General features: G+C 66.9%; 25 protein-coding genes. 8 read left to right on the top strand and 17 right to left on the bottom strand.

The window, feature by feature from the left end; genetic code table 11:
• Positions 1 to 13 precede the first annotated feature (13 nt).
• The 6 genes from A5727_RS09265 to A5727_RS09290 are packed head-to-tail and all read right to left on the bottom strand — an operon-like array spanning position 14 to position 5,129.
• Entirely contained in the window at positions 14 to 970 is a 957-nt protein-coding gene (locus tag A5727_RS09265; protein WP_231992004.1) for an SMP-30/gluconolactonase/LRE family protein, read from the bottom strand.
• Complete coding sequence (locus A5727_RS09270) at positions 952 to 1,482, bottom strand: nuclear transport factor 2 family protein (RefSeq protein ID WP_231992005.1); 531 nt, start codon at positions 1,480 to 1,482, stop codon at positions 952 to 954. Before A5727_RS09270 ends, A5727_RS09265 begins: the two co-directional genes overlap by 19 nt.
• A gap of 3 nt (positions 1,483 to 1,485) precedes the next feature.
• On the bottom strand, positions 1,486 to 2,262 hold the full coding sequence (locus A5727_RS09275; protein WP_082949702.1) for an SDR family NAD(P)-dependent oxidoreductase: 777 nt from the start codon (positions 2,260 to 2,262) through the stop codon (positions 1,486 to 1,488).
• A gap of 5 nt (positions 2,263 to 2,267) precedes the next feature.
• A complete protein-coding gene (locus A5727_RS09280; RefSeq protein ID WP_068248043.1) occupies positions 2,268 to 3,089 on the bottom strand; it encodes an SDR family oxidoreductase in 822 nt (273 codons plus the stop codon).
• Between the two features lie 46 nt (positions 3,090 to 3,135).
• Positions 3,136 to 3,936: an enoyl-CoA hydratase/isomerase family protein gene (locus tag A5727_RS09285; RefSeq protein ID WP_068248046.1), complete on the bottom strand. Its 801-nt coding sequence runs from the start codon at positions 3,934 to 3,936 to the stop codon at positions 3,136 to 3,138.
• A complete protein-coding gene (locus tag A5727_RS09290; RefSeq protein ID WP_068248049.1) occupies positions 3,933 to 5,129 on the bottom strand; it encodes a cytochrome P450 in 1,197 nt (398 codons plus the stop codon). Before A5727_RS09290 ends, A5727_RS09285 begins: the two co-directional genes overlap by 4 nt.
• A 65-nt stretch (positions 5,130 to 5,194) precedes the next feature.
• Here A5727_RS09290 and A5727_RS09295 point away from each other — a divergent pair, with 65 nt between their 5' ends.
• Both A5727_RS09295 and A5727_RS09300 read left to right on the top strand, forming a co-directional pair.
• A complete protein-coding gene (locus A5727_RS09295) occupies positions 5,195 to 6,046 on the top strand; it encodes an enoyl-CoA hydratase/isomerase family protein (RefSeq protein ID WP_197507628.1) in 852 nt (283 codons plus the stop codon).
• A gap of 2 nt (positions 6,047 to 6,048) precedes the next feature.
• Positions 6,049 to 7,251 (top strand): acyl-CoA dehydrogenase family protein, encoded by a 1,203-nt coding sequence (locus tag A5727_RS09300; protein ID WP_068248054.1) that lies wholly within the window; start codon positions 6,049 to 6,051, stop codon positions 7,249 to 7,251.
• Here the strand turns inward: A5727_RS09300 and A5727_RS09305 are convergent.
• From A5727_RS09305 to A5727_RS09355, 11 genes are read right to left on the bottom strand one after another with little or no spacing between them, the layout of a single operon-like run.
• On the bottom strand, positions 7,248 to 7,997 hold the full coding sequence (locus A5727_RS09305; RefSeq protein WP_231992006.1) for an enoyl-CoA hydratase/isomerase family protein: 750 nt from the start codon (positions 7,995 to 7,997) through the stop codon (positions 7,248 to 7,250). The two genes, A5727_RS09300 and A5727_RS09305, sit on opposite strands and share 4 nt — an antisense overlap.
• A gap of 9 nt (positions 7,998 to 8,006) precedes the next feature.
• Entirely contained in the window at positions 8,007 to 8,804 is a 798-nt protein-coding gene (locus A5727_RS09310) for an enoyl-CoA hydratase/isomerase family protein (protein ID WP_068248058.1), read from the bottom strand.
• The gene (locus A5727_RS09315; protein ID WP_197507629.1) at positions 8,801 to 9,772 is read right to left on the bottom strand and encodes an NAD(P)H-dependent flavin oxidoreductase; all 972 of its coding nucleotides are present in this window, start codon (positions 9,770 to 9,772) and stop codon (positions 8,801 to 8,803) included. The genes A5727_RS09310 and A5727_RS09315 overlap by 4 nt, the downstream gene beginning before the upstream one ends.
• Positions 9,769 to 10,632, bottom strand: a complete 864-nt coding sequence (locus A5727_RS09320; protein WP_068248064.1) for an enoyl-CoA hydratase/isomerase family protein — start codon at positions 10,630 to 10,632, stop codon at positions 9,769 to 9,771. The genes A5727_RS09315 and A5727_RS09320 overlap by 4 nt, the downstream gene beginning before the upstream one ends.
• Positions 10,629 to 10,856, bottom strand: coding sequence for a biotin/lipoyl-containing protein (locus tag A5727_RS09325; protein ID WP_231992007.1), 228 nt, complete (start codon positions 10,854 to 10,856; stop codon positions 10,629 to 10,631). Before A5727_RS09325 ends, A5727_RS09320 begins: the two co-directional genes overlap by 4 nt.
• Positions 10,853 to 12,874 (bottom strand): alpha-ketoacid dehydrogenase subunit alpha/beta, encoded by a 2,022-nt coding sequence (locus tag A5727_RS09330; protein WP_068248143.1) that lies wholly within the window; start codon positions 12,872 to 12,874, stop codon positions 10,853 to 10,855. The genes A5727_RS09325 and A5727_RS09330 overlap by 4 nt, the downstream gene beginning before the upstream one ends.
• A 52-nt stretch (positions 12,875 to 12,926) precedes the next feature.
• Positions 12,927 to 13,331, bottom strand: coding sequence for a nuclear transport factor 2 family protein (locus tag A5727_RS09335; RefSeq protein WP_068248066.1), 405 nt, complete (start codon positions 13,329 to 13,331; stop codon positions 12,927 to 12,929).
• Entirely contained in the window at positions 13,328 to 13,732 is a 405-nt protein-coding gene (locus A5727_RS09340; RefSeq protein ID WP_082949703.1) for a Zn-ribbon domain-containing OB-fold protein, read from the bottom strand. Before A5727_RS09340 ends, A5727_RS09335 begins: the two co-directional genes overlap by 4 nt.
• Entirely contained in the window at positions 13,729 to 14,898 is a 1,170-nt protein-coding gene (locus tag A5727_RS09345; RefSeq protein WP_068248068.1) for an acetyl-CoA acetyltransferase, read from the bottom strand. Before A5727_RS09345 ends, A5727_RS09340 begins: the two co-directional genes overlap by 4 nt.
• Entirely contained in the window at positions 14,895 to 16,391 is a 1,497-nt protein-coding gene (locus tag A5727_RS09350) for a class I adenylate-forming enzyme family protein (RefSeq protein ID WP_231992008.1), read from the bottom strand. Before A5727_RS09350 ends, A5727_RS09345 begins: the two co-directional genes overlap by 4 nt.
• Positions 16,388 to 17,461: an LLM class flavin-dependent oxidoreductase gene (locus tag A5727_RS09355; protein ID WP_068248070.1), complete on the bottom strand. Its 1,074-nt coding sequence runs from the start codon at positions 17,459 to 17,461 to the stop codon at positions 16,388 to 16,390. The genes A5727_RS09350 and A5727_RS09355 overlap by 4 nt, the downstream gene beginning before the upstream one ends.
• An 81-nt stretch (positions 17,462 to 17,542) precedes the next feature.
• On the opposite strand from A5727_RS09355, the gene A5727_RS09360 reads away from it, so the two are divergent.
• The 6 genes from A5727_RS09360 to A5727_RS09385 all read left to right on the top strand — a co-directional run bounded on the left by A5727_RS09360 (position 17,543) and on the right by A5727_RS09385 (position 22,921).
• Complete coding sequence (locus A5727_RS09360; RefSeq protein ID WP_082949704.1) at positions 17,543 to 18,409, top strand: MaoC/PaaZ C-terminal domain-containing protein; 867 nt, start codon at positions 17,543 to 17,545, stop codon at positions 18,407 to 18,409.
• On the top strand, positions 18,406 to 19,038 hold the full coding sequence (locus A5727_RS09365; protein ID WP_231992009.1) for a TetR/AcrR family transcriptional regulator: 633 nt from the start codon (positions 18,406 to 18,408) through the stop codon (positions 19,036 to 19,038). The genes A5727_RS09360 and A5727_RS09365 overlap by 4 nt, the downstream gene beginning before the upstream one ends.
• On the top strand, positions 19,028 to 19,774 hold the full coding sequence (locus tag A5727_RS09370; RefSeq protein WP_068248073.1) for an SDR family NAD(P)-dependent oxidoreductase: 747 nt from the start codon (positions 19,028 to 19,030) through the stop codon (positions 19,772 to 19,774). Before A5727_RS09365 ends, A5727_RS09370 begins: the two co-directional genes overlap by 11 nt.
• Positions 19,775 to 19,872: 98 nt before the next feature.
• Positions 19,873 to 20,613: an enoyl-CoA hydratase/isomerase family protein gene (locus tag A5727_RS09375; RefSeq protein ID WP_231992010.1), complete on the top strand. Its 741-nt coding sequence runs from the start codon at positions 19,873 to 19,875 to the stop codon at positions 20,611 to 20,613.
• Positions 20,610 to 22,253 (top strand): class I adenylate-forming enzyme family protein, encoded by a 1,644-nt coding sequence (locus A5727_RS09380; protein ID WP_068248080.1) that lies wholly within the window; start codon positions 20,610 to 20,612, stop codon positions 22,251 to 22,253. The genes A5727_RS09375 and A5727_RS09380 overlap by 4 nt, the downstream gene beginning before the upstream one ends.
• Positions 22,250 to 22,921: a nuclear transport factor 2 family protein gene (locus A5727_RS09385; RefSeq protein ID WP_068248082.1), complete on the top strand. Its 672-nt coding sequence runs from the start codon at positions 22,250 to 22,252 to the stop codon at positions 22,919 to 22,921. The genes A5727_RS09380 and A5727_RS09385 overlap by 4 nt, the downstream gene beginning before the upstream one ends.

Raw genomic sequence — 22,921 nt, forward strand, 5'->3', positions numbered from 1 at the left:
CTCGGCCGGGTCGTCACGACGGGTGGGCCGACAGCGCCGAACGCCAGTCGTCGATCGCCACCAGCCGGCCCGAGGACGCCAGGGTCAGGTACAGCGTGCGTTCGTCCGCACTCAGGGCGAGGTTCGTCGTCATGGGATCGTCGAGGGGCAGCGCACCGAGAAACTCCCCGGCAGCCGAGAAGGCGGTGAGCCCGCCAGCGCCCAGGGTCGCCACCAGGACCGTCCCATCGCGTGCCACGCACAACCCGTCCGCACCGCCGATGTTCAGCACACCGCCGCTGGGTACGGTGGCCAGGCCACGCCCGCGGACTACGGTTCCTGGCCCGGATACGGTGAACTCCCAGACCCGGCGGGTCCGTGTCTCGGCGACGTACACCCGGCCACCGTCAGGTGAGATCGCCACCCCGTTGGGCATCTCGAGTGGATAGACGACCTCGTCAAGGTGACCGTCGACCGTTCCGTACAGCAACCCGGTCATGGTCCTGGTGCGGTCTCCTGTGGTGCCCCCGTCAGTGACATAGAAGCCGCCGTCGGCGTCGACACAGATGTCGCTGGGCCGGACCAACGGAACCCGCCGCCCACCGCGGGCGACGAACTCGGTGGCCAGGGTGCTGACGGTCCCGTCGAGTCCGACGATCTGCAGCTGAGGCGTCACCGGATCCTCGGCCGCCCCGACCGGGCGAAACAGCTGTGCGCAGCCGTCGAAGTCGTAGGGCCAGAAACCGATACCGAATGTCGAGCCGCCGTTCTGACAGACCACGAGACGACCGTCCGGAAGGAGCCCGACTCCGTTGGGTCCACCACCCACCTCGGCGACGACTTCGGTGGATCCCTCCGGCCGCACCCGGGTGATCCGTCCGGCCGCCATCTCGGAGAGCACGACGCTGCCGTCCGGGTACACGATCGGGCTTTCTGGAAACGCGAGACCTTCTGCCAGACAGCGCATGTCGATCACCGCAGTGACCTCCACCAGGCGGCGAACTCCGGATCCGCGAGCGGGATGTCGCCGACACCGATCTGACGTCGCGGCCACTGCGCCGCAGGCTGCTCGAGCGGCGAGGGCGTGTGAGCCGCTCCGTACCAGAGCCGGTGTCGGCGATGGGCGAACAGCCATCGCCCGTCGACCTTCTCGTATCTGTCGTCGTAGCGGATGAGCTGGTCCAGGAATCCCTCCGAACGCGCCTGGGCATAGCAGTGCGCCCACACCTGCCCGGTCGCGTGGGTGTCGTCGTGCAGGTCGATCAGATGGTTGGCGACCAGGATCACGGCGAACAGACTGCCCTCGAGACTGTCTGCCATCAGCGCGCGCAGCCCGGCGGGCCCGTCGCCGTGTTCACCGAACCGGGCCCGAGGTGAGAACAGGTCCGCCATGGCCTCGACGTCTCGCGCTTCGATCGCCGCTGCGTATCGAAGCGGAAGTGCCCTGATCTCGTCTCGAGCCAGCAGCGCCGCTGTCCGACCGTCATCGCTGTCGATGTCCACTTGTCAACCCCCCGTCACAGCGATGTCCTGGCCGGTGATCGCCGATGCCGCCTCTGAGGCCAGCCAGATGGACACCTCGGCAACCTCCTCGGGCTGCACCAGCCGACCGAGTGTGTTTAGCGCGGCCAACTGCTGACGCAGTTCACCGGGATCGAGCCCGTCCCTGCTCGCGCGGCGCGCCACGTAGCCGTCGAACAGTTCGCCCGCGACACTGCCGAGCACGAGTGTGTTGACCCGTATTCCGAGAGGGCCGACCTCAAGCGCCAACGTCTGGGTCAGTGCCGACAGACCGAGCTTCGCCGCCGCATAGTGAGCCTTGCGTGGTTGCACCTTGCGCGCAGCAGCCGAGGAGACGAACTGAACATTGCCGCTGCGAGCTGGAATCATGGCCGCAGACAGTGCTTCCCGCGTCAGGACCACCGGAGCGAGGAGGTTGGTGACAAAGACGTCACGCCAATTCGCGACGGTCGCCTCGCTGACAGCCTGGTCGATCCCCGGCACCGCCGCGTTGTTGACGAGCACATCCAGACGTCCCCACCGAGACATGATGGAGGACACGACATCCCGGCACTGGTTCTCGTCACGGAGGTCGGCCACGTGTACCGAGGCCCGGCCTCCCTCACGTTCGATCATGTCCTGGGTCACCGCGAGTTCGTCCGGCCGTCGGGCGACGAGCCCCACCGACGCACCGCACCGCGCGTACCGCCGCGCGATCACCCGACCGACCCCGCCACTGGCGCCGGTGACGACGACCACTCGATCCGTGAATTCCGCGGGCATCGGCGCTAGCCGTCCAACAGCATCTTCGCCATCGGGGTGCCTGCTGGGAACACGCCGGTGATCCCCGCGCTGAGATACCCAGAGTCAGTCACCATCGTGATGCCCGTGACGACCTTCGCCGCGTCGCTGCACAGGAACAGCAGTGGATACGCCTGTTCCATCGGGGTCGCCGCGGCGACCCCCACGCTCTCGCGGTAGTCGGCACCGAAATCCAGCCACAGTTCCGCATTCGCCTGGGCCAGCGGAGTGTCGGTGGGACCAGGGCAGATGGCGTTGATCCGGATACCGTCCGCCATGAGAGCCATCGCCTCACGCGCGACATAGGCGCACACCGCCTGTTTGGTGAACATGTAATGGGCGCAGCCATTCTCGACGGCCCACGCGGCGGCGGCATCGAAGTCGGCGATATCGAGGAACTCGCTGACCTGAGCGAAGTTCGAGCGCCAGGCCAGGCCGGCAGCCGACGATATGAAGCCGATCGCCGACCCGCGCGCAAGCATGGCCTCAGCGCGCAGACGTTCGATGAGGTGTCGGTGGCCGACGAAGTTGATCCGGTCGATACCCGGTCCATCGGCCACGCCGGCACACGCGAACAGCGCGTCGACGCTGCCCCCACACTGCTCCACGGCGGCGTCGATGCTGTCCTTGTCCGCCAGATTCACCGGGATCGCGGTCACGCCGGCCAGTTCGCACGGCGCGTAATCCATCACCACGACGTCGGCCCCGGCATCTAAGGCAAGCCGAGCGGTCGCGTTCCCCATTCCGGTCGCTCCGCCTACGACGAGGACACGTTTTCCTCGGTAGGAGAAGGCGTCGAACAGACTCATTGGCAGAGCCCTCCTTGTCGGTGATGACCTGTGTCGGACGGAGCTATCAACGGCCTCGGAAACGCGGATCCCGCTTCTCGGTGAACGCGGCGACCCCCTCCGCGGCGTCTTCGCTGCCCGCGACCTGCTCCACCAACAGTGCCTCGGTGTGAAACGCCGCTGCGCGGTCGAGGTCGAGACCCTGGTTGAGCATCATCTTCGCGGCGGCGATCGCCCTCGTGGGACCGGTCGCCAGCCGGTGCGCCCACTCGGTGGCCGTGGCGATCAGCTCGTCGCGGTCCGCCACAACCTCGTTGACCAGACCGATACGGTGGGCGTCATCCATCGAGAGTTCCTCGCCGAAGAGGATCAACTGCTTGGCGATGTTGAAGGGCACTTTGCGGGTGAGCAGATAGGCGGCGCCGCCATCGGGCGCAAGGCCACGACGCACGAAGATCTCGATCAGGCGGGCGCTCCGTACGGCGATGACGAGGTCGCAGGCCAGCACCATGCTGGCACCGATGCCCGCGGCGACGCCGTTCAGTGCGCAGATCACCGGCTTGTCGCAGTCGAGCAGGGCTGACACCACGGCCTGTGAACCGGTACGGAGTATGCGGGCCGCATCGCCGGCGATCCGGTCCTGACTGGGGCGCATATTGGGATCGCGCAGGTTCGGTCCCGTGCAGAAATGCCGGTCCCCGCTCGCGGTGAACACGATCGCGCGGATATCCGGATCACTCGATGCGGCAACCAGATTGTCGATGAGTTCGCGTTGCATGGCGCGCGTCACCGAGTTGCCCACCTCCGGCCGGTCCAGCACCAGCCACCGCACGCCGTTCTCGGTGCGGGCCGACAGGCCGGTGCTCACAGCGCGACGGGCACGCTGGCCGGCCCACGGACGGAGTTGGTGTGGACATACGACACGTTGGGCTCGTCGACAGTCCACTCCGGGAACCGTTTGAGGGTCTCCTCCAGCGCCACCCTGGCCTCCAACCGGGCCAGCGCGGCACCAAGACAGAAGTGTGCGCCGTGGCCGAAACTGATGTGCCGGATACCCGTTCGGGTCACGTCGAAGGTGTCGGCCCGCTCGTACTGTCGCTCATCGCGTCCCGCCGAGCCGGTGAGCAGGGCCACCTTCGACCCGGCCGGGATCAGGGTGTCGTGGTATGTGGTGTCGCGCAGCGCGAAACGCCCCTGGATCGGCGACGGCGCGTCGTAGCGGAGCAGTTCCTCGACGGCACCGCCGATGAGGCCGGGATCGTCGACCAGCTTCGCGCGCTCATGCGGATTCCGGGCCAGTGTCAGCGCCGCCCAGCCCAGCAGGCGCGCCACCGTCTCGTTGCCCGCCACGTTGACCATGGCAATGAAGACCAGGAGCTCACCGTCGTCGAGCCGGCGTGGATCGACGTCTGGCACGACGAGATCGGAGTCCATGAGATCGCTGACGATGTCGGACGTGCGGTGTTGCCGGCGCAGCTCGATCTGCTGCCGGTAGTAGGAGAACAGATTCGCCGAGGCCTGATCCCCCGCGGCACTGCGCTCAGGGTTGCCCTCGTCGCGGTGGACCTGCGCGTCCGACCACTCCCGCAGATTGTCGTGGTCCTCCTCTGGGAAGCCCAGCAGGGAACTGATGACCATGACGGGCAGCTTGGCCGAGAAGTCGCGCACATAGTCGAAGCCGTCGGCACCGACGTATCGATCGAGGTATCCGCGGCACAGCTGGCGAACGTAATCCTCCAGTCTGGCGATCCGGCTGCGGAAGAACGTGCGGTTGACCATCTTCCGCAGGTGGGTGTGGTCGGGCGGATCCATCATGATCATCGCCTTGGGATCGCCCCACGGATCCGGGGTGATCATGTCGAGCGTGATGCCGTGCTCGGACGAGAAGGACTCGGTGTCCAGTGATGCGGCCATGACATCGTCGAACCGGCTGAGTGCGTAGAAGTCGAACTCCGGGTTGTGATAGACGGGCGATTCGTCACGCATCCTCTTCCACACCGAGTACGGTTCGGCATGCAGGGCGCGGTCGAATGGGTCCCAGCGGAGATCTGTTGTCGTCATCGGCACCGTCCTTCCAGGTGGAACACTATTACAAATAATGTCTAATTGCACCACAATGCGCTAACATGCAGACGCCAGAGCCATCACACCGAGGAGGATCACGGGTGGAAACGCGCGAACTTGACCACGTCATCTATGAGAAGGACGGCGCGATCGCTCGGATCATCCTGAACAATCCAGACCGCGCCAACGCCCAGACCTCGGAGATGGTGCACAGCGTCAATGAAGCACTCGACGATGCGCAGTACGACTACGACATCAAGGTCGTCATCATCAAGGCCAATGGCAAGGGGTTCTGTTCGGGCCACATCCCCGATGGGAGCTACCCCGAATTCAAGGCGGAAATCGAAGCCGCAGGCAAGGTTTGGCGCTCGGCAGCCCAGCTGTTCCTCTGGCCGGTGCTCAAACTCTGGGAGTTTCCCAAGCCGGTCATCTCCCAGGTGCACGGGTACGCGATCGGTGGCGGCACCACCTGGGCGTTGATTCCCGAGATCACCGTCTGCAGCGATGATGCGTGGTTCCAGATGCCGCTGGTACCCGGTTTCGGCCTGCCCGGCTCGGAGACGATGTTCGAACCCTGGGTGTTCATGAACTACAAGCGCGCCGCCGAGTACCTGTACACCGCGCAGAAGATCACCGCCGAGCAGGCCCTCGAGTTCGGTCTGGTGAACCGCGTGGTGCCGCGCGAGCAGCTCGAAGAAGAGGTCGAGAAGCTCGCCGCACGGATCGCGCAGGCGCCGCTGATCACGCTCCAGGCGACGAAGGCCGGAATCCTGCGGGCGTGGGAGAACATGGGGTTCCGGACCCACCAGCAGGCGAGCAACGACCTGCAGGCGGTGGTGACGGGTTCCAGGGAGTTCCAGGAATACATGGCCGCACTGATGCAGAAGGCCGCCATGCCGGCCGACCGGGTCTGACTGTGCCGCTGGCGCCCATCGTCCGGTTCGGCGGCGGGTCTGAGGTCGACCGGCTGCGAACGCTCCTGCGGTCCTGGCTCGATGACCATCTGCCCGACGAGTTTCGTCGCACCGCGGCTAATCCCGACTATCTGCCCCGGGACGCGCACGAGCGCGCCGTCGACTTCTGCCGCCTGCTGCACCAGCAGGGGTGGTTTGTGCCGCATTGGCCGACGGAGTTCGGAGGTGGCGGTCTCGGCGTGGTCGAGCAGGTCGTCATTCGGGAAGAACTCGCGTATGCCGGAGCACCGATGGTCAACACCAACGGCGTCAACATGCTCGCTCCGGTGCTGTTCCGCTTCGGAACTCCCGAACAGCAGGCCGAGCACCTGCCCAAGATCGCACGGTCCGAGCGGATGTGGGCGCAGGGCTATTCCGAACCAGAGGCGGGCTCAGACCTCGCGTCTCTGCGGATGACGGCGCGGCGCGACGGCGACGACTACATCCTCGACGGGCAGAAGACCTGGACCAGCAACGGCGTGTTGGCCGACTGGATCTTCGTCCTTGCCCGGACTTCACCGCGCGGCGAGAGGCGACAGGCCGGCATCTCGTTCTTCCTGGTCGATCTCGAATCCCCCGGCATCACCCGCAGACCGATCCGCTCGATGACGGGCTACCCCACCTTCGCCGAGGAGTTCTTCGACGGCGTCCGGGTTCCGGCAGCCAACCTGGTCGGACGCGAGGGTGAGGGGTGGACCGTCGCCAAAGCCCTCCTCGTCGCCGAGCGCTCCAACGTGACGCGTGCCGCGCAGGCACAGCGTTACCTCGACGAGCTCACCGACTGGTGCCTCGATCAGCGCGGGACGTCACACGATCCGCTGGCCGACCCCGCCAACCGGATGGCCCTGGCCCGCATGGTCGAACGCGTCGAGGTCGGCCGTGCACTGTCCTACCGTGTTGCGCATCAACAGTCCGCTGGACGACTCGATCCCGCGCTGCCATCGCTGTCGAAGCTCTACCACTCCGAACTCACCGCGCAATTGCGCCAGCTTGGCGCCCAGATCCTGGGCCCGGCCGGCGCCCTGCTGCCCGACGACCCGGATGCGGTTCTGCACGGCCACTTCTCCGAGGGCCTGTTGTTGTCACTGCTGCACACGATCGGCGGCGGCACCAGTGAGATTCAACGCGACCTGATATCGACTGCCGGACTGGGACTTCCACGCTAACCGAACTCGGCACGCCCTTGGGCGGCGGCAGAACGCTGTTGCGCGACGGTCGCCACGGCGAGCTCCAGCGGATGAAAGGACGCCAGCGCTGCCGACTCGACCGACGAGATGAGGCGCTTGGTCAACTCCACCGCACCGGGGTCGGCCGCGGCGAGTTCATGAGCCACCGCGAGTGCCTCGTCGACCGCTGCGCCGGGCTCGGCGACCGCGGTCACCAGTCCCAACCTGAATGCCTCGTCGGCAGGCAACCTGTTGCCGCGCAGCAGCAACGACGACGCGCGGTGCCTGCCCAGCTGCTGGGTCAACCGCCAGGCTAGACCGCCGTCGGGAACGACCGCGCGCGCCACGAACGGCGCCGAGAAGAACACGTCGCGCGCCGCGACCACCAGGTCACAGGCCAGCGTGAGGCTCCACCCGAGACCGACTGCCGCCCCCTCGACGGCAGCGATCGTCGGAACCGGCACCTGGCGCAACGTCGCCATGACCGCCTGCGCGTGTTCGACCCTGCCGGCCGGCCCCATCGGGCCGTCACCATGTGCTGGACCGGTTTTCAGGTCACCTCCGGCGCTGAAGAATCCGCCGTTGCCGGCAAGGACGATGCCACGGGCACCCTCAGCGCTGGAGAGCGCGACCGACAGCTCGGTCCAGGATTCGTACCGCAACGAGTTGCGTTGGGCCGGACGGTTCAGCAGGATCAGAGCGATCCCGTCATGGTCCTCGACGAGGACCATCGGCTCTTCGGACACCTCGGTCCCCTATCGATCGAGGAACTTGTCGATCGCCGCGCGGTGTTCCGGCGTGGTGAAGCACTCGGTCTCTGCCGAGATTCCGTACTCGAGGATCGCCGTCACCGCGCGCTCCGCATGCAGGTTCAGGGTGCGCTTGGTGTCCTGCACGGCCCGAGCGGGCAACGCCGCCAGCCTGTGCGCCAGTGCGAGTCCCTCCGCCTTGATGTCCGCATGCGCCACCACCCGATTGGCCAGCCCCAGTTCGACGGCCTTGTCCGCCTTGATCCGTTCTCCGAGCAGGAGGTACTCCTTGGCTTTGAGCAGGCTCATCAACAGCGGCCACAGGACCGATCCCCCGTCGCCGGCGACCAATCCGCTCGCCACATGCGTGTCTGCGAAGAACGCCCGGTCCGACATCAACACGATGTCGCTCAACACCGCGATACTGCAGCCGAATCCGACGGCCGGGCCGTTCACGGCGGCCACGATCGGCAGCGGGAAGTCGATCATGTCTCGGACGATGCGGCGAGCGTCGCGCATCCCCTCGCGGCGGGTCACCGGATTCTCGACGTGGGTGTGCAGCCATTCGACGAGATCACCTCCCGCGGAGAAGAAGTCACCGGTTCCCGTCAGCAGAACCGCACGCGCGTCCGCATCCTCTCCCAGCGTGCTCCACAGTCGAGCGAATGCGCCGTGCATGCGGTTGTTGACCGCGTTGGCGTTTCCGGGGTTGTTCAACGTGACGATGCGAACGGGGCCGTCGCTGGCCACCAGAATCTCGTCACACCCGGTCACCTCGGCAGTGCCACAGGGAAGTTCGGTCATCGGATGGCGCCTGCGAGTCGTTCCGCGATGATCCGTTCGGCATCCGCCACGATGCGGGTGACGACCTCACCGGCCGTCGGGATGTCGTCGATCAGACCCATTGCGGTACCGATCCACCAGATGCCGGCCTCCAGGTCGCCGGTCTCGTAGACCTTGACGCCCCGCTTGCCCGCCACCAGATGCGCGATGTCCTCGAACTGCCCCCCGCTGTTCAGGATTTCGACGACTTCTCTGGAGACCGTGTTGCTGGCGACCCGGCCGGTGTTGCGCAGGGTGCGGAAGATCAACTCCGTGCCCAACTCGTCACCTGCGACGATCGCCTCCTTCACGTTCTGATGGATGGGCGATTCGACCGTGCACATGAAGCGGGAACCCATGTTGATTCCGTCCGCGCCGAGGGCCAGTGCCGCCACGAGTCCACCTCCGTCGGCGAATCCGCCGGAGGCGATCATCGGGATCTCGATCTCCTTGGCCGCCGCGGGGATCAGCACCAGTCCCGGAATGTCGTCCTCGCCTGGGTGGCCCGCGCACTCGAAGCCGTCGATGCTGATGCCGTCCACCCCGAGGCTCTGCGCCTTCACGGCGTGGCGCACCGAGGTGCACTTGTGCAGCACCTTGATGCCGTTGTCGTGGAACATCGGCAGGTGCGGCGCCGGATTCGATCCGGCGGTCTCGACGATCTTGACACCCGAGTCGACGATGACCTGACGGTATTCGTCATACGGCGGCGGGTTGATCGTCGGCAGGATCGTCAGGTTGACGCCGAATGGCTTGTCGGTCAGGTCACGCGCACGGGCGATCTCGTTCGCCAGATCCGCGGGGGTCGGCTGCGTCAACGCGGTGATCAAACCCAGTCCGCCCGCATCGGACACCGCAGCGGCCAGTTCCGCCCGCCCCACCCACTGCATGCCACCCTGGACAATGGGGGCCTCGATGCCGAACGATTCGGTGAATTTCGTGGTGATCAAGAGGTTTCGGTCCCTTCGGGCAGGTCGGATTTCGGGATCCAGGACGGGCGTCGCGTGGAGACGAATGCCTCACGATCAGACGCTGTGGGCCAGTCCGGTGGTCTCTTCTGTAGGAAGGCGGTGAACGCCTCGATCTGCTCCGCGGTGCCCACCGACGCCCAGTAGCCCGAGACGTCGACGGCGGGAAGCGCGCGGGCCATCTCCCGTTTCATGGCCGCCCGTGCCGCGGGTCCGGTGTTTCGCACCCGGTCGAGAAGCGCCGCGGTTTCGGTGGCGAGATCATCGTGCGGCACCACCCTGCCGACGAGTCCGAGCCGTTCGGCTTCGGCGGCGTCGATCCAGTCATTGCCGTAGATCAGATGATTCGCCCGCAGAGTGCCGATGCGCTGGGGAATGCGTGCCGCCACAAATGCCTCGTACACCCCTCGGGTGAGGTCGGGCACCCGCATCCGGGCTCGATCGGAGGCGATCACCAGATCGGCGTACAGCGTCATGACGAGGCCGCCTCCGAGTGCCAGCCCGTTGACCGCACAGACGACGATCTTGGGAATCCTGCCGAGCGTCTCGAACGGCGTCCCGTCGTAGGCCTCGGTGAATGCATCCCACCGGCGGTCCGGATTGCCGACGGCGTTCATGTCCCCGCCCGCGCAGAACACGTCATCGGTTCCGGTGATCACCAGGAAGCTCAGGGCGGGCTCGTCGGCCACGATCATCGCGGCCTTCTTGATCCCGTGATATCCGTCCGCCGTCAGCGCATTGCGCTTCTCGGGACGGTTGATCGTCACCGTCAGCACATCACCCGAGATCGTCGCCGACAGTTCACCCGCGTCGAGGTCGACGCGGGTGGGCAGTGCCGTCACGAGATCACCGCGACGAGCACGCCGATGTCGTAGGTTCGCCCCTCGTCGACCTTCCAGGACACCGTGCCCGACGCGGGGGCCTCGATGTCCATCTCCACCTTGTCGGTGGCGATGGAATACAGCGGATCGCCTTCACTGACCGTGGCGCCGTCCTCGACGAGCAACTCCGTGATCTCCGCCTCGGTGATCGCATCGCCGGGTTTGGGGAGCCGAACCTCAGTCACTTGATCCTCCTGATCGCGTCCACCAACGCAGCGGCACCGGGCCGGCATGCCGCTTCCAAGGTCGCCGCTCGGGGCACCGGGGTGTACGTGCCCGCCACACGCTGAATGGGCGCAGTCAACACGCCGAACAGTTCCGTCCCCACCGCAGCGGCGATCTCGGCACCGGGCCCGCAGAAACCGACCGACTCGTGCGCCACCACCAAACGTGTGGTCCTGCGCACCGAATCGAGGACCGTGCCGAGATCCAGCGGCACCAACGTGCGCAGATCCACCACCTCAACCGAAATCCCCTCGGCTGCGAGCTCGTCGGCCGCCTGCAGTGCGGAGTGCACCATCACTCCGTAGGTCACCACCGTGACGTCGGAGCCCTGCCGTTTGACATCGGCCTGGCCGAGCGGGATGGCGTAGTCCGCCACCGGAACCGGCCCCTTGCCGCCGCCGTAGTAGAGCTTCATCGATTCGATGAACAGACACGGATCGTCGTCGGTCAGGCAGGTGTTCAGCAGGCCCGCAGCGTCGGCCGCGGTACTGGGCCACACGACCTTCAATCCTGGGGTGTGCATGGCCCACGCCTCGAAGGCCTGCGAATGCTGCGGCCCCGCAGCCATTCCCACCATCGTGCGGATCACCAGCGGGGCACCCGTGCGTCCGCCGGACATGTACCGCACCTTGGCCGCGTGATTGGCGATCTGATCCATCGCCACCCCGAGGAAGTCCATGAACATCAGTTCCGCCACGGGCCGGAGACCACCGAGCGAGGCACCGATGGCGGCACCGATGATCGAAGACTCGGCGATCGGCGTGTCGAGGACGCGGTCCTCGCCGTATTTGGCCGACAACCCGGCGGTGACTTTGAACATGCCGCCACCCGAGCGGTCACCGATGTCCTCACCGAGAAGGATGATCGAGTCATCCGCGGCCATCGCCCTGTCCAGGGTCCGGTGCACAGCCTGCACCAAACCCATCTCCTCGGTGTCCCCGGGCGGCAGACCGGTCCGCGCCTGCGCACCAGCCGCGAGGTGAGACCCGTTGCCTGCGAACACGTCTGTGCTGAGTTCGGTGGCATCGGGGGGCAGCGAGGCGACCGCGGCGCCGAAGGCCTCGTCCAGTTCCGATGCGATGTCGGCATCGATGGCGGCCAGGGCGTCTTCGGTCGCGGTACCGTCCTCGATCAACCGTCGTCGAAAACGCGCGAACGGTGGGTCGGCCCGTTTGGCGGCCAGCTCCTCCTGATCGGCGTACGCCATCGCATCACCGAAGTAATGGCCCTGCAACCGGTATGCGACAGCCTCGATGAAGGACGGGCCCCGGCCCGAACGGGCACGCTCGACGGCGGCGGTGACCGCCTGATACACCAGGTACGGGTCGGTGCCGTCCACCGTCACGCCCGGCATCCCGTAACCGGCGGCACGGTCCGACAGCCGTTCCGTGCGCGTGTAGCGCTGATACGCCGTCCCCTCGGCCCAGGAGTTGTTCTGGCAGAAGAAGATCACCGGCAGTGACCACAGCGCCGCCATGTTCATCGCCTCATGGACGTATCCGATGCTGGTGGCACCGTCGCCGAAACTGACCAGCACAACCTGACCGCTGTTCCGGCGGTCGGCCGCCAGTGCGATGCCGTTGGCGATGAGTGGGCCCGCACCGACAATGCCCGTTGTCCAGGCGATGCCGTGGTCGGGATCGTAGATGCCCATCGCACCGGCCTTGCCCCGCGACAGCCCGTCGCTGCGCCCCAGGATCTCGGCGAAGTAGCCGCGCGGGTCGATCCCCTTGGCGAGCACGTCCCCGAGTCCACGGTAGGTGGTGACGAGCTGGTCATCGTCGGCGAGTGCGAGCATCGCGCCCGCCGACATGGCCTCATGGCCGTCCACCGGCCAGTAGCTCATGGCCGCTTCGCCCGAGGAGAGGGCCTTCCGAACGCGTTTGTCGCCGTGGTGGACCCTGCTCATCAACCGGTACAGGGCCAGTGCGCTGTCCCCCGTCGGCGACGACGGTTCGGTGTCCAACTGGGTCGACATCAACACTCCTCGACGGTCCTGCAGGCCAAACCTACAATATGACGATATTTGTTCAATCGTTCATCGAGCCTAACTTCTCGAGTTCCGCGGAGAACAGCATCCGGTCGAAATAGCACCGCTCCAGGATCAGTCCGTCGCCGTCGAAGCCGAACAGGTTGACGCTGAGCATGTCGAAGGCGGTGCCGGGACACGTCGTCCTGGTTTCGACGACCAGTCCATCGGCTGAATGGAAGATGCCCTCGGCCGTGTACTGCAGCCTCGGCAACTCCTCCCACTGCCGCAGGATCATCTGCCGCACCGCCTCATCCCCATCAAAGATCATTGCGGTGGGGACGATCTCGTACCGAGGACGGGTGAAGGTGGCCATGATCGCCTCGAGGTCCCGTTCGTTCTCGGCCGCAATATGCCGCAGCACGAGTTCTTCGCGACGCCGATGAAGCTCGGTGGGCCCGCTCATGCGGGCTCGAACGTCGGCAGATTCCGGCCGTCGGGCAGCGCCGTCCACGCCAGCCGGACAGCATCGCCGACGGCCGGCGGCCGACCGAAGACGTTGGACATGATCCTGGCCCCCTCCTCGAGATCCACCAGCACCACGGAGTACGGCACCTTGTCCGCGAGTGCCGGCAACGCCGGGCGATGATGCACGCTCACCGCGTACACCACGCCCCGCCCCGACAAGCGCTCCCAGCACAGTTCGTCATGACCGCAGTGCGGACAGACGAAACGCGGGTACCAGACCAGCCGAGCGCACGCGGCACATCGCTGCATGTGCAGTTCACGATCTGCGGTGGCGGCCCAGAACGGCGCCGACACCGCGGTGGGCTCGGGGACGGGGATGACGGGTTCGGTCGAGGTCACAGCGTCGCCTCCGTTCCGAGGATCACCGTCGACGTGGCCGACAGCACGCCGCCGGTGCCGTGGGCCAGCGCGATCTGGGCATCCGCCACCTGGCGGCCACCTCCCTCGCCGCGCAGCTGACGAGTCGCCTCGACCAGCAGGAACGCCCCGAACGCGCCGGGATGGGTGTACGCAAGCCCCCCACCCGTCGTCTGGCCGGGCAACTCTCCTCCCGGGGCGAGAGCACCGCCGCCGACAAACGGCCCGCCTTCGCCCTTCTTGCAGAACCCGAGGTCCTCCAGTGCGAGCAGAACGGTGATGGTGAACGAGTCGTACAGCTGCACGACGTCCACGTCGTCGGGCGTGACTCCGGCGGCGGCGAACGCCGCGGGTCCGGAGATCGCACCGGGGGTGACGGTGAGGTCGGGCATCTGCGAGATCATCGCGTGCGAAGCTGCCGACGCCGCCCCGAGCACGAAGACCGGGGGCTTCGCCAGAGTCCGCGCCCGCTGAGCACTGGTCACGACGATGGCGCCGGCGCCGTCCGTCACGAGGCAGCACTCGAGCTTATGCACCGGTTCGGCCAGATACCCCGAATTCAGAACATCATCGACGGTGATCGGATCACGCAGGTGGGCCCTGGGATTGCGAGCGGCCCAGGTGCGTGTGTCGACCGCGATCTGGGCCAACTGTTCGGGGGTGGTGCCGAACTCGGCCATATGCCGATTCGCCGCGAGCGCGTAGGCGCTGATCGGCAACATCACACCGAACGGCGTCTCCCACTCGAGGCGCTCCGGCGTCGCGAACACCCCGAGTCCCTTCTCGCCCCGCCTGCGCGCGGCGCGCGGGGTGGAGGCGTACACGATCACGACGGTTTCGGCCAGGCCCGCGGCGATCGCCGCAGCGGCGTGCTCGACGTACAGCCCGTAACTTGCGCCGCCGGTCTGGGTGGCGTCAGTGAATCGCGGTGTGATCCCGAGATATTCGGCGAGTTCGACAGAGTGCATCAGGGTGCCGCCGGTGCAGGTGCACAGGCCGTCGACATCGCGCAGCGTCAATCCTGCGTCGGCGAGTGCCGCGCGGATCACCCTGGCCTCCAGCTCCCGCAGTGGCACGTCGATGATCCCCTCGGGGGACACCTCGTCGGCGACCCCGACAACGGCGGCGGAACCTCTGACACCCGTCACCGGCTGACCTCCTCACTGAACAGTGCACGCAGTCCCGGCTGACTCACCTTCAGCGACGGCGTGCGCGGCAACTCATCGACCACGATCAATCGCGCGGGCACCTGGTAGCGCGGCACCCGCTCGCGCAGGTACTCCAACAGTTCCCCGGCTTCCACGGTGCTGCCGTTGGCCAGTTCCACCGCCGCCACCGGGACCGCTCCCAGCCGCTGATCGGGCATCCCCGTCACCCCGGCGTCACGCACGGCTGGATGATCACGCAGCGCCGCCACGATGTCGGCTGGGGCGACCTTGAACCCGCCGCGGACGATCACGTCGTCGGTGCGACCGTCGACATACACGAAACCGTCGTCGTCGACACGGCCGAGGTCGGTGGTGCGCACCCACTCACCGCCCCTGGTGCGCACCTCGATGCGGCCCTGCTGGCCGGGACCACACTCGGTGTCGTCATCGGTTGACACGATGCGGATCTCGCGACCCCGCTGGGGCCTGCCCACACTGCCGCGCTTCGCCTTCGCCCACGTCCGGTGCAGCTCGAGGTTCCAGCCGGCCACACCGCCGGCGAACTCGGTTGCGCCATAGGACGGCAGGACCGCGACGTCGTATCGCTGTTCGAACGCCTCCTGAACGGCCACCGGCAGGTGCGCGGTCCCCGATGTCACAACCTGCACGCTGGCGAACGCCGCCGGATCGACGTCGGCGTCGAGGATCATCGCCAGAGCCGACGGCACCAGGCTCACCGCACGGGGTTGATGACGTTGCACCAGGTCGACGAAATCCATCACGCGGAACCGCTCGAGCAGCGCGATCCTGCGGCCCTCACAGATGTTCAAGAGGGTGCGGAACAGCCCGGACATGTGCACCAGCGGCGAGCTCACGATCGCCACCCCCGTACGCAGTCGCGGTGTCGTGTCCACCGATCCCGAGTAGTGCGCGCCGGCGGCAGCCACCGTGTTCTCGAAATCACGGTAGGACAACGGGATCCGCTTCGGCGGACCGGTGGTGCCGCTGGTCAGCATCTCGACTGCGACACCGTCGGGCTCGCACCGGAACGGGCCCGGCCCCGGCGCGGTCAGGCCGGGCCGCAGGGACACCTCGGGCGGCGCGTCTGCGACCACCAGGCCCAGCGCGCCCGCCGCGGCCCGCTCGACACCCGGGCGCTTCCAGTCCTCCTCGACGGCGATGACGGCCGCGAGCCTCAGTTCGGCGATGTCCGCGCTCAACCCCGCGTCTCCGTGAGCGGCGTTGACGGTCACCACGGTCGCTCCCGACAGGAGGACCCCGATGAGCGCGGCCACCAGGGCCGGCTGGTTGCGCAGCACCACACCGATGGGCGCACCCCGTCCCAGTCCCGCTGCGCCGAGCCGCTGTTCGACGCCCGTGGCGATCGCATGCACCGCACGCCAGTCGGTCCACACCCCCTCCGACTCGATCGCGGGCGCATCCGGATCGAGGGTGAGCACGGTCCGGAGCCGGTCGGCGAGATGGTCGCTCAAGCCGGGGCCGCCACCAGCGCGGCCGTCGCCGGGATCACCTCTTCGGCGAAGAGTTTCATCGACTCGTACACCTTGGTTCGATCCATCGCGCCGCCGCGCGACATGCGCAGCATGATGTTGCGCCAGCCCATGTCGATCACCGTCTGCATCTTGCCGAGGATGCGGTCGGGGTCCCCCATCAGCGTCAGATGGGAGTTCAGCACCTGTTCATAGCTCTGCTTGTCGTGCTTCTCGAACCAGTCCGAGTACGCCTTGTAGTCCGCCGGGATGTCACCGCCGCGTTCGAAGGGGTTGGAGTATTTGCGGTGCGTCTCGATGGACAGTTCGACGCTGTCCCTCGGGTAGCTGCGCGCGAACGCGTCGTCGTGGTGGCAGAAGGCGTTCAGCAGCGCCCACACGTTCTCCGTGGCGGCCTCGAGGCCCTTCTTGGACTGCGTCTCCAAGTAGATGTCGAGCGCGCCCTGCAGATCCGGGTCAACGGTGTAGGGGTTGCCGATGATGGCCCCGAATCCCTTGTCCGCCAGCCATTCGAAACTCGACGGGGTCTTCATCACCGTGCCCCACACCGGTATCGGCCGCTGAACGGGTCGCGGGTATATGGTGACGTCCTCGATCTGGAAATACTTTCCCTCGTAGCTCACGTTCTCCTGGGTCAGCAGCAGGTTCACGATCTCCAGGCACTCCTGATACCGGCCGGTGGCCTCATCCATCGGAATGCCGAAACCCTTGAACTCATGGGCCTGATAGCCCCTGCCGAAGCCGGCGTCGAAGCGACCACCGGAGAGCACATCGACCATCGCGATGCGCTCGGCCAGCTGTATCGGTTCGTGGAACGGGCTGACCATGCACGCCGTGCCGATGCGGATGCGCTCGGTCTGCGCGGCGATCGCCGCGGCAATCAGGGGGAGGTCGGCAAGCATCCCGTAGGGCGAGAAGTGATGCTCGGCCAGCCAGACCTGGTCGTAACCGAGCTCTTCGGCCCACCGCGCCTCCTCCAGGACGTTGGCGAGAACCTGCTGGTCGGTGAGGTGGTTCGGCTTGTCGCCGAGGATGAACACGCCAAACTTCATGTCGAAGCTCCTGGAAGAACTATTTGCAGTTACTGCGACTATATTGCACGATCGAACATATATCGTCAAACTGTTCAACAGATGATCCTGGAGGTTTCGTTGCCCCTCACCACCGAAGCCGTGGGCACCGCACTCGAACCGACGACGTTCGCGTGGACGGAGACCGACGTGCTGCTCTACGCGCTCGGCGTGGGCGCCCGTCCGCCCGCTGAACTGACGCTCCTCGACGAAAAGCACGGCCCCGCAGTCCTGCCCACGTTCGCCCTCCTTGCCAACTGGTGGGCGGTCAAGGACCTCAGGGCCACTCTCGGCCTCGGTTCCCATCCGATCGTGCACGGCGGGCAGTCGCTGGTCGTGTCGCGCCCATTGGAAGCCCGCGGTGAGGTGACGGTGACCGGTGAGGTCACCGCGATCTGGGACAAGGGCAGGCACGCATCGGTCGAGGTGACGACGCGGGGCACGGACGCAGACGGAGAGGTGTTCGTCGCCGTCGGCCAGACGATGGTGCTCGGTGGCGGCGGATTCGGCGGCGAGCGCGGGCCCGCCGCCGGCGAGGATCCCGACACCTCCCCCGACGTCGTCGTCGACGACGAGGTGCGGCCCGAGCAGGCGGCGATCTATCGACTGAGCGGTGATCGCAACCCGCTGCACATCGACCCGGCCGCCGCGCGCAAGGCCGGCTTCGACGATGTGTTCCTCCACGGGTTGTGCACGTTCGGTTTCGCGGCGCGCGCACTGGTGAACAGCATCGGCAACGGAGACCCGTCGACGTTGCGGTCGATCAGCTGCCGCTTCGCCAAGCCGGTCGTGCTGGGCACCCCGCTTCGCACTGAAGTGTGGCGCAGCGCCGACCGCGTGCGGTTCCGCACCTGCCAGGGGGGCAGCGTCGCCCTGTCCTCCGGCACCGCGACCGTGACGTCCTCCGACACCGCGACCCCGGCGGGATGACGACCGTGGACCAGCGCCGAGTGCGGGGCCAGCGCAACCGAGGGGCCCTGATCGCCGCCGCCATCGACCTGTTCGAGGCCGATGGTTACGAATCGACCACGGTGGAACAGATCTCGGCACGCGCCGGAGTTTCGCCGCGCACGTTCTTCCACCACTTCGCAGCCAAGGAGGACATCCTGTTCGACGGCTACGTCGACCGCCTCGATGAGGCGACGCGCAGGTTCCGGGCCTCCACGTCGGGGTCGCTCTGGGGCGCGCTGGCCGAGGCGTCCGCGTCTGTGGCGGAGGCCATCAGCTCCCAACCCGGGATCTTTCTCGTGCGCGCCCGGTTCTACGCGCGTCATCCCGCCCTGCGTGCCACCCGACTGCGCATCAACGACGACTGGATCGAGAAGATGACAGAGGAGGCCGCGCGCCGATTGGGCACCGACCCCGGCACCGACCTGCGCCCACGTCTCGCGGTCAGTGTCGTCAACGGAGCCAACCGCGCCGCGATCGACACCTGGGTGGCCGGCGACGGGGCCGGTGACCTGGTCGCATCGATGGCGGAGGCAGTCCAGCTGCTCCACCCGTCGATCACCAGGATTGAGCGCCTCATCAGAGCAGAACGGAGCCGTCGTGTCGGGTGAACGGCGGCTGGCCGTCGTCACAGGCGGCGCACGGGGCATCGGTGAGGCCATCGTCGCCGAACTCGTGGCGGCGAACCATCGCGTGGCTGTCGTCGATGTCAACGCCAAGGCGATCGCACGCACCCGGGAGACCGAGTCCGCGCGGGCGGGATGGGTTGTGCCCGTGGAGCTGTCCATCACCGACCGGAACGCCGTCGAACGCGAACTGGCCGAGCTGGCCAGCGAACACGGTCCGATCAGGACACTGGTCAACAACGCTGGGATGACTCTGCCCGCAACGTTTCTCGATCAGACCGACGACGACTGGGACCGCATCCTGGCCGTCAACCTCACGGGCACCTTCATCATGGCGCAGGTGGCGGCGCGCCAGATGGTCGACGCCGGTGGCGGCGCGATCGTCAACATCAGCTCGGTGTCCGCACACGGCGTGCGCACCGGCCCGCCCGCCTATGCGGCCGCCAAAGCCGGTGTCGAGGGGCTCAGCCGGCTGATGGCGGTGCAGCTCGGACCCCGTGGCGTCCGGGTGAACACGGTGGTCGTGGGAACCACCGCCACTCCATGGCTGCTGTCCAAGAAGTCCGATGCCGAACTCGACGCGATGCGCCAGTCCACACTCACGGGCGCCCTCGGCGACCCGAAGGACATCGCCGACACCGTCGCCTTCCTGTGTTCGGATGCCGCCAAACACGTCACGGGACAGTTGATCTCGGTGTCAGGAGGGCAGTGGATGCCATGATCGCCCTCAACAGTGCAATGGAACACGTGCTGATACTGTGTCTCACTGGAATCATCTGAAAGGGCTCAGGAGTGGAACTGGAGCGGATTCTGTTCGACGTGAGCGATCACGTCGCCACGATCACCATCAACCGTCCTGAGCGACTGAACGCGACCGACGATCTGACCCGCACCGAACTGGGCTGGGCGTGGGGTCAGGTTCGCGATGACGCCGACATCCGGGTCGCGATCATCACCGGCGCCGGCGACCGCGCCTTCTGCGCCGGACAGGACATCCGGGCGACGGCCTCCGGCGGAATCCGCAACAAGGTCCCCGGCTCGCGACTCCATCACAACGTCTGGAAACCCGTCATCTGCGCGCTCAACGGCATGGTGGTGGGCGGGGGCCTGCATCAGGTCGCGGACGCCGACCTGATCATCGCGGCCGAACACGCCGAGCTGATCGACACCCACCTGAAGGTGGGCAATGTCTTCGCACTGGAGCCCGCGGTGCTTCTGCGGCGCATGCCGATCTCGATGGTGATGCAGTTGGCCCTGATGACCAAGGACGGACGGATCAGCGCCCAACGCGGTCACGAGATCGGGCTCATCAACGAGGTGGTGCCCGCCGACCGCCTGCAGGCGCGCGCTCGGGAGATCGCCCTGTCGATCGCCGAACTGTCACCGGCCACGACACAGGCCTCCATCAAAGCCATGTGGAGCACCCTGGACGTGGGCCTGCACGCCGCGAACGACGTCGCCTACCGCTACGTCCTGCACCATCAGATGACCCACCCCGACTACCGGGAGGGCATGGTCGCGTTCGCCGAGAAGCGCGAACCCCGTTGGGTCGTCGAATGACCTCGCCCGCGCAGTCCGCCGCGCGCACCTTCGACTACGAGCCCCTCCCCTACCAACCCACGATGCCCGCAGTCCTGGCATCGGTGGTCGAGCGCAACGGCGCGTCGGACCTCGTCGTCACATGCGTGGAGGACGGCACCACCGAACGCATCAGCTATGCCCAGGCCGATGCCGACTCCGCGGCGATGGCGGCCCGACTGCTCAACGCCGGCGTCGGCAAGGGGGTTCGCGTCGGGATCCTGGCTCCGAACGGACCCGAATTCGTCGTGGCCTTTCTCGCCGTGACGCGCATCGGTGCGGTGGCGCTGCCGTTGAACACCTTCCTGCAGCCCGCCGAACTGGCGTGGGTGCTGCGCGACGCCGATGTCCACACGGTGCTGTCCGTTCAGTCCATCCTCGGCAAGGACATGCTGACCCGCATTGCCGCGGCCGCTCAGGGGCTTCAGACTCCGCTGCGGTCGATCGCACTGCCTCAGCTGCGCTCTGTCCTGCCGTTGGGACCGACCACGACCGAGTGGCCCACCGAGTGGCCGGAGCCTGTCGCTGCGGAATTCCTTGCCGCGTGCGAGCAGACCGTCCGCCCCACCGACGATCTGCTGATCATCTACACCTCCGGCAGCACGTCGAACCCAAAGGGCATCGTCCACACCCACGGCACCGCCATCACCCACTCCAGATTCATCGCGTCCGAACACGGCTGGAATGCCGACGACCGCATCTACGTGCCCATGGTGTTCTTCTGGGTGGCGGGACTGGTGTTCGGCTTCCTGGGCCCGTTCCAGTACGGGTCCACCGTGCTCACCGAGCACCGATTCGACGCGGGCCACACCCTGCGTCTCCTTGAGCGCGAGCGCGCCACCTACACAACGGGTTTCCCGCACGTCGGACCGGCACTGGCCAACCACCCGGACTTCGCCTCGACAGACCTCTCCCGGATTCGCGAGGGCTACCAGCAGGTGCTGCTCGCCCCGCAGCGACGCACCGCGGACCCGTCGCTGCGCGTCGCCCAGTTGGGTATGACCGAGACCTGCAGCAGCCACACCTGGTGGCCACCGCATGAGCAGGTGCCCGAGGCCAAGCGCGGATCCCTGGGAGTGTCGGCGCCTGGATTTGAGCACAAGATCGTCGACGACGACGGTGTCGAGGTTCCCAACGGGGTGACCGGCGAGATCTGCGTGCGCGGAAAGGCGTTGCTGCGCGGCATGATCGGCAGGCATTGGTACGAGATCGTGGACCGCGAAGGCTGGCTGCACACCAAGGACGCCGGGTTCCGGGACGACGACGGCCATCTCTACTTCGCAGGCCGCACCGACGAGATGATCAAGACCTCCGGCACGAACGTCGCACCGATGGAGGTGGAGGCCGCCCTTCGGCGCCTCCCCGAGGTGCGTGTGGCCTACGTCGTCGGTGTGCCGGACCCCGAACGGGGCGCGATCGTCAGCGCGGCGGTGGTCCTCAACGACGGCCACCGGGCCACTGCCGATACTCTGGCGGCCGCCTGCCGCACCCAACTCGCGGCGTACAAGGTGCCGAAGCGCTGGTTCATCCTCGCCGACACCACACCGCTGCCGTACACCACGACTGACAAGATCGACAAGCGCAGACTCACCACCCTGATGAGTGAGGGCGCACTCGGATGAGTCCCGGCGGTTCTGAGAGCCCGGATCTGGCGGCCCGCATCGCTCGTCTGGAAGCGCTCGACGAGATCCGGCAACTGCCAGCCAAATACGCTGTTGCGCTGGACATGCGCGACCTCGACTCCCTGGTGAACCTGTTCGTCGACGACGTGCGCGTACCCGGGCGACGGTCCGGCCGCGCGGCGCTTCGTCAGTGGTATGACACCGAACTTCGGCACGACCTGCTCGGCAGCGCGCATGGGGTGCTCGGTCACGTGATCGACATCCACGACAGCGACCACGCGTCCGGAGTCGTGTATTCACGCAACGATCTTGAGACCGAGTCGGTGTGGGTCATCGAACTGCTCGCCTACCTCGACACCTACGAGCGTCGCGACGGCCGGTGGCTGTTCGTCCGACGCGCACCGCTGTTCTGGTATGAGAGCGACATCTCCGATCCCCCGCTGGGTCCACGGAAGATGCGGTGGCCCAACACCGCCGCACACAGCGGGAACTTCCACGACGCGTTTCCCACGTGGCAGGAGTTCCACAACGCGAACCCGCACCGACTCGACACCCCGGTTGCTCCCCCGGCCGCTGACGGCGACTGGATCCGGACACTGCGCCGAGGAGCCGAACCGCCGAGGGCCGCCTCCACCGGCCGCGCCGTGGATGACCCGAGGAACCGCTGA

Origin of the sequence: Mycobacterium sp. ACS4331 (assembly GCF_001667265.1) — a bacterium.
In the GTDB taxonomy this organism is placed as follows: Bacteria; Actinomycetota; Actinomycetes; order Mycobacteriales; family Mycobacteriaceae; genus Mycobacterium.

What these genes read in the sequence shown, in the direction of transcription:
- A5727_RS09275 (WP_082949702.1), bottom strand. Translation starts at nt 2,262, where the DNA reads ATGCCCGCGGAATTCACGGATCGAGTGGTCGTCGTCACCGGCGCCAGT.
- A5727_RS09280 (WP_068248043.1), bottom strand. Translation starts at nt 3,089, where the DNA reads ATGAGTCTGTTCGACGCCTTCTCCTACCGAGGAAAACGTGTCCTCGTC.
- A5727_RS09290 (WP_068248049.1), bottom strand. Translation starts at nt 5,129, where the DNA reads ATGACGACAACAGATCTCCGCTGGGACCCATTCGACCGCGCCCTGCAT.
- A5727_RS09295 (WP_197507628.1), top strand. Translation starts at nt 5,195, where the DNA reads ATGCAGACGCCAGAGCCATCACACCGAGGAGGATCACGGGTGGAAACG.
- A5727_RS09310 (WP_068248058.1), bottom strand. Translation starts at nt 8,804, where the DNA reads ATGACCGAACTTCCCTGTGGCACTGCCGAGGTGACCGGGTGTGACGAG.
- A5727_RS09330 (WP_068248143.1), bottom strand. Translation starts at nt 12,874, where the DNA reads ATGTCGACCCAGTTGGACACCGAACCGTCGTCGCCGACGGGGGACAGC.
- A5727_RS09335 (WP_068248066.1), bottom strand. Translation starts at nt 13,331, where the DNA reads ATGAGCGGGCCCACCGAGCTTCATCGGCGTCGCGAAGAACTCGTGCTG.
- A5727_RS09355 (WP_068248070.1), bottom strand. Translation starts at nt 17,461, where the DNA reads ATGAAGTTTGGCGTGTTCATCCTCGGCGACAAGCCGAACCACCTCACC.
- A5727_RS09360 (WP_082949704.1), top strand. Translation starts at nt 17,543, where the DNA reads ATGATCCTGGAGGTTTCGTTGCCCCTCACCACCGAAGCCGTGGGCACC.
- A5727_RS09365 (WP_231992009.1), top strand. Translation starts at nt 18,406, where the DNA reads ATGACGACCGTGGACCAGCGCCGAGTGCGGGGCCAGCGCAACCGAGGG.
- A5727_RS09380 (WP_068248080.1), top strand. Translation starts at nt 20,610, where the DNA reads ATGACCTCGCCCGCGCAGTCCGCCGCGCGCACCTTCGACTACGAGCCC.
- A5727_RS09385 (WP_068248082.1), top strand. Translation starts at nt 22,250, where the DNA reads ATGAGTCCCGGCGGTTCTGAGAGCCCGGATCTGGCGGCCCGCATCGCT.